Source organism: Gordonia sp. NPDC058843, assembly GCF_042743165.1.
GTDB lineage: Bacteria > Actinomycetota > Actinomycetes > Mycobacteriales > Mycobacteriaceae > Gordonia.
The window spans coordinates 65,274-74,396 of the sequence record NZ_JBHYNC010000014.1 but is presented as its reverse complement, the minus strand read 5'-3'; the positions used below and the strand labels follow the sequence as shown (position 1 = coordinate 74,396).

Genomic DNA, 9,123 nt, shown 5'->3' with positions numbered 1-9,123 from the left:
GTCCTCTGAACACTCCCTCGCTAGTCCTGCAGTCGATTAGACCTCACGACAGTGCCGTTGGTAATCGTTCAGACCCTCCACATCGGACGCCGACACAGAATCTCCATCTTATTTCACGCGAGGGGGTCTTCGGAAACCGGGATGCAGGGCCAGCCTCTGTAAATGCCATCGACCTACCCACCTTCCTTGTTACGCCGGTCAGCGTGCACGCGCGCGGCGAGGTGACGGCACCGGATGGCCGTCGCGTACCGCGTGCGGACCGCTGACCATTGCCGATGTGCCGCCACGGCCGGGCGGTACGCTCGCCGCCGGCGCCATCGCGGCCGTATCGGGTGTCATTCGTTACCCCGACGGTATGAGATCGGTTCGTGGTCATCGATCCCTCGCGGCTTTCTGATAACCGCGAAGAGCCGGATATATGGAAATGACCAGAATCACGACGGTCCAAACGATGACTTTCGTGAGGTTCTCGGCCAACGGACCGCCCGCGGCCAGCGCGCGCATCGTCTCGATGGCCGGTGTCATCGGCTGATTCGCAACGATCGGTTGCAGCCAACTCGGATAAGCGCTGATCGGAGAGAAACCGGAGTTGAAGAACATCAACAGGCTCGACGCCAGACCGAGATACGGCACGATCGGCGCACCCGGGCGGGCGCTGACCGCGAGCGCAAGCGTGAGGGTGGCGAACGCAACGCCGTAGGCGAGAGCCACCAGCACCAGCCCGATCGCCGAGGCCAGGCCCTGGGTGAAGCGGAAACCGATCAGGTGGCCGGCGGACAGGAGGATGAGCGTGGTCACGAGGATGCGCGCCACCTCGGACATCACCCGCGAGGTCAGATCCGCCGCCCGGTGTATCGGCAGGACATACAACCGGGCGAGCAAACCGGTGGCCCGCTCCCGGTTGAGACGGGTCGCGGAGGCGATCGAACCGAACATCGCGCCGACGAGGATCACCAGGGGCACAGTGCCGTACGCACTGTTCTGACCGGTCGCCGAGCCGATTGCGTCACCGAGCACGACCTTGAACATGAGCATGCTGAGTGCTGGGAAGAGCAGGGCCTGTATCAGCGTCGGGACGTCGCGGACGAACACCACGATCTGCCGGACCGCGAGCGGGCGACTCTGACGCCACCAGGCCCGGAACGACGATTCCGTCGGCACGTCGGTGGCCACGGTCGCCAGGAAGTGCCGGTGTGCCGTCTGTTCTCCGGTGGAGGCACCCACGTTCACGTCCACACCGCCCATCAGCGTGTCCTCCGCGTACTGATGGCCAGCAGCACCAGTGCGGTTGCGGCCAGACCCGCGCACCACCACAGCGACGGCTGCAGCTGCTCCCAGGTGGCGGTCCCGGCGTCGAGAGCGCGCATGGAGTCGGCGAATTGGGAGATGGGCTGATTCCGGACGAACGGTTGGATCCACTCCGGGAACTGGGTCAGCGGCACGAATCCGGTGGACATCATGCCGAGGATCAGCGTCGGCAGGGCCAGCGCCTGGCTGGTGGCCTCGGGACTGCCGGCGACGAGCCCGAGGCCGTCGGCCGTCCACGAGAACAGGACTCCGACCAGGAACGCCAGACCGAACAGCCCGACGGTGCCCCACAGGCCCCCGCCCGGACGCCATTCGATGATCAGGCATGCGACCGCGGCGCAGGTCAGCGAGATCACCAGCAGCACACCGTTGGTCGCGGTCCGTGCCAGCATCGGGATCAGCGGCGACATCGGCATCACACGGAAGCGGGTGTTGATGCCCTGCACTCCGTCGAAGGCCGCGCGCATCGCCGCCGAGGAGGCGGCGAAGTTCACCGACTGCAACACGATGATCGGCATCAGGAACTGTCCGTAATTGATGCCGGGCGCCACCTCGACGATGCTTCGCAGCGGGAGATAGAAGCAGACGGCGAGAAACGCCGGGGAGATGAACGCGAAGATGACCTCGCCGCCGCGGAACACCTTCGAGACCCCGCGGCCGGTCAACGCCCACCACTGCTGGACAGGTCGTTCACGCGGCTCGATCAGCGCGGTCGATGCCGACCCCGACGACGTCGCCCCCGATCGCAGTACGTCAGAAGTCGTCATGTCAGGTGGAACTCCGGTCCCGCCGCGGGTCGGTCAGCGCCAGGAACACCTCGTCCAGCGATGGCCGCCGCATCGCGACGTCGGACAGTGGGATGTCGGCCGCTGCCGTTCGTCGGATGACTTCGACGAGGGTCTCGGGACCATCGGGCGCCGGTACCGCGACGAAGTGGTCGTCATCGTTCTGTACGTGCCCGCCGATGAGGTCCGCGAGCGTGCTGCGCAGGCGGACCAGGTCGGCGGGGTCGGCCGGTGCGACCTCGCAGTACGCCGGACCGGTCGACGCCTTCAGCTCGTCGGAGGTTCCCTCGGCGATGACCCGGCCCTTGTCGATGACGACGATGTTGTCGGACAGGACGTCGGCCTCTTCGAGGTACTGGGTGGTCAGCAGGATGGTGACGCCGGAATCGCGGAGCTTCTCGACCAGCGACCACACTTCCAGCCTGCTGCGCGGATCCAGACCCGTCGTGGGCTCGTCGAGGAACACGATCTTCGGTGCGGTGACCAGCCCGCAGGCGATGTCGATGCGGCGTCGCATTCCGCCCGAGTACTCGCGAACGCGTTTGCCGCCGACATCTGTCAGCGAGAAAGCGTCGAGCAGCTCCTCGGCACGCGCACGCGCGGCGGCCTTGTCGAGGCCGAGCAGCCTGCCGAACAGGACCAGGTTCTCGCGGCCGGTCAGCGCCTCGTCGAGCGCGGCGAACTGACCGGTGAGCATGATCGACTTCCGCACCGCGGCCGCGTCGTGCGCGACGTCGTGCCCATTGACGGTGGCACTGCCGCCGTCGGGTTTGAGCAGGGTACAGAGCATGTTCACCGTCGTTGTCTTGCCCGCGCCGTTGGGTCCGAGCAACGCGACGATGCTGCCGGCCGGGACCGTGAAACTCACGTCCTCGACGGCGACCATGTCCTTGAACTTCTTGTGCAGGTTCCTCGCCTCGATCGCGAGGGTCGCCGGGGTATCGGCCAGCTGCGCTCGATCCGGGATCGGTATCGCGGCGGTCTGCGACTCCGAACCGTCGACCGGTGTCGTCTGCCACTCGGGTACCACGGGAGCCGCGGCACCGTTCGATCCCGGGCCGACGAAGCGCTCGTTGCGGTGGACGGGTGAGGGTCCCGGCGCGCCGGCGAAGTCGCCGACCGGCGGTGGCGTCGTCGGGACCGATGGCGCAGACGGGGTTGCGGGTGCCCGCTCGGTCGGCACCGGCTCCTGGAGCGACTCGACGGGGCGTGGACCCACCGCGGGCGCGGCGTCAGCCGGCGCGGTTTCGGTGGACGCGGTGTCAGCCGGCGCGGTTTCGGTGGACGCGGCGTCAGCCGGCGCGCTATCGGTGGGCGCGCTATCGGTGGGCGCTGCGTCGAAAGGCGGGACGGATCCATGACCATTGAGCGGGGGCTCGCCCGAGCCGGCGTCCTCGTCTGTCGCGGTCGAGACATTCGAACGTTCGGCGCGCCAGCGTCGCAGCTGTTCCTCGACCGGGTCGGGCAGAACGAACGGGTCTTCTGGCAGCGGCGGAAGCGGCGGGTCCTGCCGATGATGACGCGGCGCGTAGGACGCGACGGACGGTCGCTGACCACTGGCCTCGGACATGTCTTCCTCTACGCGTCGACAACAGGGCGGCAGCATGGACAGCCGGAGCGTCGCAGGTCGTCGGCCACCGATGGGACGGCGGCAAGTATCTGACGCTAGGCATCCACGACACCAAACTTACGCACGAATCGGAGTTCCCGACGAATTTGACCCGGTCTGTCTTCCACGAATATGTCGTGCAGCAGGGGTCGAATCATTACGTCGAGTCCGGAATCCGGGCATGACATGGCCTTTCCGGTCGCTGCCCCCGTTTGTCGTATCCGTGTCCCCGGTGTGTCGGTCGACCGACGAACCCGCGCGTCCGAGTCGACACCGACTTCGGGCACCCGCGGCCGCGCACGCTCTGGAAGAGTGTTCCCATGACCACCACATCTCCCGAGCGCGAGGTCCTCACCTGGGAGCTCAACGGCGTGGCCTGCCGCGAGCTCGCCCAGCAGGTCGCCGACGACGCATTCGTCCCGGACATCATTCTCGGCATCGCCCGCGGCGGCCTGATCCCGGCCGGCGCGCTCGCCTACGCCCTGGACTGCAAGCTGATGATCTCGCTGAACGTCGAGTTCTACACCGGGGTCGGCGAGACGCTCTCCGAGCCGGTGATGCTGCCGTCGCTCCTGGAGTCGAGCGGCCTGACCGACCAGCGGGTTCTCGTCGTCGACGACGTGGCCGACACCGGCAAGACCCTCAAATTGGTCAACGACTTCTGCCAGGAGCAGGGCCGGGTCGCCGAGGTCCGCAACGCGGTGCTGTACAAGAAACCGCACACCATCACAGCTCCTGACTACACCTGGCGAACCACCGAGAAATGGATCAACTTCCCCTGGTCCGTGCAGGGCCCGATCGAGGCGGTACAGCGATGACTTCGGACAAGACCGGCGCGAAGACCACCGTCCGCGACAACCCCGCCGAACGCCGGTACGACATCCTCGTCGATGCGCCCGGCGGTGAGACGTTGGCCGGCTTCGCCGAATACCGCGACCGGGTCTCCGGCACCCAGGACGCGCCGACTACCGCGCGGGTGTTCTTCCACACCGAGGTCGACCCCGCCTTCGGCGGACGCGGTCTCGCGACGATCCTGGTCGCCGAGGCCCTCGACGACGCCCGGGCACGCGACCTCACGATCGTGGGCGTGTGCCCCCTGGTGGCCGCGTTCCTCAAGAAGCATCCCGAGTACGCGGATGCCACCGCACCGGTCACCCCGGCTGTCCTCGAGTGGTTGCGCTCAGGCGCCTCCTGACGCGTCCCTTCCACTCCCCGGCTATCGACCCGACGCCGGCGTCTCCCGTCCTGAATCGGTGCGGGGGACCATCCGGTGGTCGAATTCGACCAGGTCCGTACGGTGGCCGGCGTCCAGCCCGACCGAGGCGAGCACGTCGCGCCCCGGTGGCTGGATGCGAACCGTCACCCGACCGTCGTCGGCCTCGTCCAGCAGCTCCGCGACGGCGGTGGCCAAGCGTTCACGCGCCGTGACCGCGAGCGCGTCATCCAACGCGGCGAGCCCGCCGTCGTCGAGGAGAACCACGTGAACGCCTCGCTGCCGCGCGCGCCACGCCGCATCCCGGACCACCGGGAGGTCGAGTCCCGAGGCGCGGATGCCATCGCGCAATTGCGCCTCGAGCAGTCGGGCCACGACGACCTCGTCCGCGACGAAGGTCTCACGACGCGCGATGCGGGTGAGGACGGGGCGCGCTCGTTCGTCGAGCGCAGCGAGACGCCGGTCCCGCACCTCGGCCGATGCCGCCGCGGCCGCATCGAGCGCCGCCTGACGTTCGTTGGCCTCCCGGAGTTCGTAGATCTGGCGGGCCATCGGGCGCAGCATGACGGAGAACAGCGAGCCCATGATCATGATCGCGTACCCGGGCAGGGTGATGGACAGTCCCCAGAGTGCTCCCGCGGTGGAGACCGCGCCCCACACCGTCGCGATGACCGAGATGCAGCCGCTGGCGAGCCAGGCCGCCAGCGGACGGCCACGCACCGCGACGAAGGCCAGGATGATCACCGATGCCCCCACCGGCGGCCCGGTCTGCATCACATGCGAGGGCGGGAACGGCAGCGAGAACAGCGTCGCAGCAACCGCTGCGACCGCCAGTCCGCCGACGACGAGGGTCGTCGACGAGGGCAGCGGATCTCCCGGGGAGTCGAGGATCGTGATCCCGGCGATGACGAACAACACGAACCCGGCGAACAGCCCGATCCACTGCCACCACCCGGTGACAGTCGAGTCGGCATACAGCGTGACGGCGAAGTAGCCGCACGCGAAAACGCCCATCATGAGCCACAGCGGCCGGGAACCGATACCGAACGCGTTGACGACCTCGCCGCGTTCGCTGTCGTCGACGGCCCGGGGACATTCGCGCCTCACGGCCGCTCCCAGAGGATCTGCACGGTTGTCCCCCGGCCCACGCGACTCTGTACCCGCGCGTGGCCCCCCGGCAATCGTGCGAGGCGGCCACGGATGCTGACGGCGATCCCGAGGCGGCCGGCCGCCACCGCCTCGGGATCGAACCCGATGCCGTTGTCGACGACCGCCATGCTCAGCGAGTCGGCGGCGAACTGCACGATCACAGCGCACTCGGCCTCGTCGCCGGCGTGTCGCACGACGTTGCGCAGGGCCTCCGACATCGCCTCGACGACCGCGTCGAGCATCTCGACGGGATACGACGCCGACTCGGTACCCGCCACCTCGACATCGAAGCGTTCCGAGACGTCGGCGGCGGCCGATCGGATGCGTCGGATCACCTCGATGTGCGTCACGGTGTCCGGATCGTCCGGTCCCGGGACCCGCGCGAGTTCCTCGAGAGCCGAGGCGGCCTGCGCCGCCAGCCGATCATCGGGTCGCCCGGCCCGGACGGCCAGAAGCGATGCGATGACCCGGTCGTGCACGATGGCGTCGAAGCGCTCCTTCTCCACCTCGCGGGCGGAGGCGGCGGCGACACTGGCCGCGGTGCGGTAGGTCTCCTCACGTGTCTCGTCGAGCTCACGCCCGGTGCGGGTGGCCACCAGCACGACCGCGAGGAAGACGCCGGTGAACATCAGGGACCATACGATCTCGACGGGTGCATCGGACGTCACCTCGCCGAACCGACCGAGCTGCTGCGAGAGATGCGCGACGGTCGAGGACACCACCAGCCCCATCACCGCCAGACGGGGGCGGACGAGCATCAGCACCATGCTCGGCATGCCACTGAAGGCGACCATCCACTGGGCCGTGTCGTCCGGATTCGTCAGCGTCGTTCCGTTCCAGGCCACGAACCACAACCCGACTCCCAGGACGTACCCGATCCAGGTCATCAGGGCCAGCGGCGTGAGCCAGGCCGTGCCGGACCGAAAGGTCGCCGCGATCAACACGATTCCGGGTCCGACCGACAACAGGATGCTCAGCGGCGGCCACCAGGCGTCGGTCAGCGGGGCCGACGCGAGGATCGACGCAACGGAGACCACCGGGTAGCCGATGAAACCCAGACCGAGGAACCTGGCGCCCACCCGGCGGACGCGGTCCAGGTCCGGCTCCACCGAGTCCGATTCGAATGCGCGTCGAACCCACGCGGGTCGTGGGCGGGACTCGCCGCTCGCGAGATCGGTGGTGGGCATCGCGTCTCACCCTCACACCGTTCGACTCGACCGGTCAATCCCCTGTTGGGACTAAATACGACGAAACCGGCCCGCTCCCTTCAGGGAACGGGCCGGTGGCGGTAGATCTCGTTGGGAGAGGGCTTACTTGGCCTTCTCCAGCACCTCGACGAGACGCCAGTGCTTGGTCGCCGACAGCGGGCGGGTCTCCATGATCCGCACGCGGTCACCGACGCCGGCATCGCCGTTCTCGTCGTGGGCCTTGACCTTGCTCGTGGTCCGGATGATCTTGCCGTAGAGCTTGTGGCTCTTACGATCTTCCAGCTCGACCACGATGGTCTTCTGCATCTTGTCGCTGACCACGTAGCCGATGCGCTCCTTGCGGCGTGCGCGCACCTCGGTCTGGGTTTCGGTCACCTTCTGGTCCTCACTCATGCGTCATCACCATCCGGTCCGGACGCCAGGCCCAGCTCCCGCTCGCGCATCACGGTGTAGATGCGCGCGATCTCGCGACGCACGGTCCGCAGGCGACGGTTGTTGTCGAGCTGGCCGGTGGCCATCTGGAACCGAAGGTTGAACAGTTCTTCCTTCGACTCTTTCAGGCGATCGACCAGATCAGCGTCGTTGAGCTCGCGGAGCTCGTTCGCAGCAACTCCGAGTGCCATCAGAACTGCTCCTCTCTGGTCACGATCCTGGTCTTGATGGGGAGCTTGTGCTGTGCGCGGCGCAGGGCCTCGCGAGCGGTCTCCTCATTCGGGTAGGTCATCTCGAACAGCACGCGACCCGGCTTGACCGGGGCGACCCACCACTCGGGCGAACCCTTACCCGAACCCATGCGGGTCTCGGCCGGCTTCTTGGTGAGCGGGCGGTCCGGGAAGATGTTGATCCAGACCTTGCCGCCACGCTTGATGTGCCGGTTGATGGCGATACGAGCGGACTCGATCTGACGGTTGGTGATGTACGCGCTCTCCAGAGCCTGGATGCCGTAGTCACCGAACGTCACCTTGGTGCCGCCCTTGGCCTGCCCCTTGAGGCTGGGGTGGTGCTGCTTGCGGTGCTTGACCCGACGCGGGATCAACATGGCCTAGCCCTCCTGCTTCTCAGCCGCACCAGCAGTGGCCTCGGCAGGAGCGGCCTCGGCCGCGCGAGCGGCGTCGGTGCTCGTCGCAGTGGTGCCAGAAGCACCGCTACGCCGGGGCCGGCTGGGCCGGCGCGGACGGCGATCCTCGGCTGCCGGAGCGGCCGCGGCCAGCTCACGACGTCCACCGACGATGTCGCCCTTGTAGATCCACACCTTCACGCCGATCCGGCCGAAGGTGGTCTTGGCTTCGTAGAGTCCGTAGTCGATGTCGGCACGCAGCGTGTGCAGCGGCACGCGACCCTCGCGGTAGAACTCACTGCGGCTCATCTCTGCGCCGCCCAGACGACCCGAGCACTGGACCCGGATGCCCTTCACGTTCGGCTGACGCATCGCCGACTGGATCGCCTTGCGCATCGCGCGGCGGAACGCCACGCGGTTGCTCAGCTGCTCAGCGACGCCCTGGGCCACCAGCTGGGCCTCGGACTCTGCGTTCTTGACCTCGAGGATGTTGAGCTGGACCTGCTTACCGGTCAGCTTCTCCAGGTCGCCGCGGATGCGATCGGCCTCGGCGCCACGGCGGCCGATGACGATGCCCGGACGCGCAGTGTGGATGTCGACGCGGACCCGGTCACGGGTGCGCTCGATCTCCACCTTCGCGATGCCGGCCCGCTCGAGCCCCGTGGAGAGGAGCTTGCGGATGGCAACATCCTCTTTGACGTAGTCCGCGTACTGCTTGTCGGCGTACCACCGCGACTTCCAGTCGGTGGTGATGCCCAGACGGAAGCCGTGCGGGTTGATTTTCTGGCCCACTG

General features: G+C 67.7%; 11 protein-coding genes. 2 read left to right on the top strand and 9 right to left on the bottom strand.

Going from position 1 to position 9,123, the window contains the following annotated elements; genetic code table 11:
• Positions 1–372: 372 nt before the first annotated feature.
• The 3 genes from ACFW3F_RS12200 to ACFW3F_RS12190 are packed head-to-tail and all read right to left on the bottom strand — an operon-like array spanning position 373 to position 3,663.
• A complete protein-coding gene (locus ACFW3F_RS12200) occupies positions 373–1,245 on the bottom strand; it encodes an ABC transporter permease (RefSeq protein ID WP_388057590.1) in 873 nt (290 codons plus the stop codon).
• Positions 1,245–2,075 (bottom strand): ABC transporter permease, encoded by an 831-nt coding sequence (locus ACFW3F_RS12195; protein ID WP_388057588.1) that lies wholly within the window; start codon positions 2,073–2,075, stop codon positions 1,245–1,247. Before ACFW3F_RS12195 ends, ACFW3F_RS12200 begins: the two co-directional genes overlap by 1 nt.
• A 1-nt stretch (position 2,076) precedes the next feature.
• Positions 2,077–3,663, bottom strand: coding sequence for an ATP-binding cassette domain-containing protein (locus ACFW3F_RS12190; protein WP_388057586.1), 1,587 nt, complete (start codon positions 3,661–3,663; stop codon positions 2,077–2,079).
• 359 nt (positions 3,664–4,022) lie between these two features.
• Here ACFW3F_RS12190 and ACFW3F_RS12185 point away from each other — a divergent pair, with 359 nt between their 5' ends.
• Positions 4,023–4,520, top strand: a complete 498-nt coding sequence (locus tag ACFW3F_RS12185) for a phosphoribosyltransferase (RefSeq protein WP_388057584.1) — start codon at positions 4,023–4,025, stop codon at positions 4,518–4,520.
• Positions 4,517–4,897 (top strand): GNAT family N-acetyltransferase, encoded by a 381-nt coding sequence (locus ACFW3F_RS12180; protein ID WP_388057582.1) that lies wholly within the window; start codon positions 4,517–4,519, stop codon positions 4,895–4,897. The genes ACFW3F_RS12185 and ACFW3F_RS12180 overlap by 4 nt, the downstream gene beginning before the upstream one ends.
• 21 nt (positions 4,898–4,918) lie before the next feature.
• Here ACFW3F_RS12180 and ACFW3F_RS12175 read toward each other — a convergent pair whose 3' ends face one another.
• The 6 genes from ACFW3F_RS12175 to rpsC all read right to left on the bottom strand — a co-directional run bounded on the left by ACFW3F_RS12175 (position 4,919) and on the right by rpsC (position 9,121).
• The gene (locus ACFW3F_RS12175; protein WP_388057580.1) at positions 4,919–6,022 is read right to left on the bottom strand and encodes a hypothetical protein; all 1,104 of its coding nucleotides are present in this window, start codon (positions 6,020–6,022) and stop codon (positions 4,919–4,921) included.
• A complete protein-coding gene (locus ACFW3F_RS12170; RefSeq protein ID WP_388057578.1) occupies positions 6,019–7,251 on the bottom strand; it encodes a sensor histidine kinase in 1,233 nt (410 codons plus the stop codon). The genes ACFW3F_RS12175 and ACFW3F_RS12170 overlap by 4 nt, the downstream gene beginning before the upstream one ends.
• A 123-nt stretch (positions 7,252–7,374) precedes the next feature.
• On the bottom strand, positions 7,375–7,665 hold the full coding sequence (rpsQ, locus tag ACFW3F_RS12165; RefSeq protein ID WP_388057576.1) for a 30S ribosomal protein S17: 291 nt from the start codon (positions 7,663–7,665) through the stop codon (positions 7,375–7,377).
• Positions 7,662–7,895: a 50S ribosomal protein L29 gene (gene rpmC, locus ACFW3F_RS12160; protein WP_004020547.1), complete on the bottom strand. Its 234-nt coding sequence runs from the start codon at positions 7,893–7,895 to the stop codon at positions 7,662–7,664. The genes rpsQ and rpmC overlap by 4 nt, the downstream gene beginning before the upstream one ends.
• On the bottom strand, positions 7,895–8,311 hold the full coding sequence (gene rplP, locus ACFW3F_RS12155; RefSeq protein WP_330432750.1) for a 50S ribosomal protein L16: 417 nt from the start codon (positions 8,309–8,311) through the stop codon (positions 7,895–7,897). Before rplP ends, rpmC begins: the two co-directional genes overlap by 1 nt.
• 3 nt (positions 8,312–8,314) lie before the next feature.
• Positions 8,315–9,121: a 30S ribosomal protein S3 gene (rpsC, locus tag ACFW3F_RS12150; protein WP_004020549.1), complete on the bottom strand. Its 807-nt coding sequence runs from the start codon at positions 9,119–9,121 to the stop codon at positions 8,315–8,317.
• Positions 9,122–9,123 lie beyond the last annotated feature (2 nt).

Excerpts from the sequence above, each read along its gene's own strand:
- ACFW3F_RS12170 (WP_388057578.1), bottom strand. The coding sequence starts at position 7,251 with ATGCCCACCACCGATCTCGCGAGCGGCGAGTCCCGCCCACGACCCGCG.
- ACFW3F_RS12200 (WP_388057590.1), bottom strand. The coding sequence starts at position 1,245 with ATGGGCGGTGTGGACGTGAACGTGGGTGCCTCCACCGGAGAACAGACG.
- ACFW3F_RS12195 (WP_388057588.1), bottom strand. The coding sequence starts at position 2,075 with ATGACGACTTCTGACGTACTGCGATCGGGGGCGACGTCGTCGGGGTCG.
- ACFW3F_RS12190 (WP_388057586.1), bottom strand. The coding sequence starts at position 3,663 with ATGTCCGAGGCCAGTGGTCAGCGACCGTCCGTCGCGTCCTACGCGCCG.
- rpmC (WP_004020547.1), bottom strand. The coding sequence starts at position 7,895 with ATGGCACTCGGAGTTGCTGCGAACGAGCTCCGCGAGCTCAACGACGCT.
- rplP (WP_330432750.1), bottom strand. The coding sequence starts at position 8,311 with ATGTTGATCCCGCGTCGGGTCAAGCACCGCAAGCAGCACCACCCCAGC.
- rpsQ (WP_388057576.1), bottom strand. The coding sequence starts at position 7,665 with ATGAGTGAGGACCAGAAGGTGACCGAAACCCAGACCGAGGTGCGCGCA.
- ACFW3F_RS12185 (WP_388057584.1), top strand. The coding sequence starts at position 4,023 with ATGACCACCACATCTCCCGAGCGCGAGGTCCTCACCTGGGAGCTCAAC.
- ACFW3F_RS12180 (WP_388057582.1), top strand. The coding sequence starts at position 4,517 with ATGACTTCGGACAAGACCGGCGCGAAGACCACCGTCCGCGACAACCCC.